Here is a 230-nt window from a genome sequence, read left to right on the forward strand (position 1 = left end):
GTCACGCCCTTCTCGACCAGGCCGTTGATGTGCATCCAGAATTCGCGGCGCGTGACCGGATCGACGCCCGAAGTCGGCTCGTCGAGGAACAGCACCGGCGGCTCGTGCATCACCGCGCAGGCCAAGGCGAGGCGCTGCTTGAAGCCCAGGGGCAAGGTGCCGGCATTGACGTCGAGCTTGTCCTGCAGCTCGAAGATCTCGATCATCGCCGCGATCGCGCGGCGCGCCTG

General features: G+C 67.0%; 1 protein-coding gene. It reads right to left on the minus strand.

Annotated features, from left to right (window positions below; genetic code table 11):
* Nucleotides 1–230: ATP-binding cassette domain-containing protein (locus NLU14_RS22990; protein ID WP_275710972.1), on the minus strand; the 230-nt coding region annotated here is incomplete at both ends.

Origin of the sequence: Marinobacter iranensis (assembly GCF_029207565.1) — a bacterium.
GTDB classification, from domain to species: domain Bacteria; phylum Pseudomonadota; class Gammaproteobacteria; order Pseudomonadales; family Oleiphilaceae; genus Marinobacter; species Marinobacter iranensis.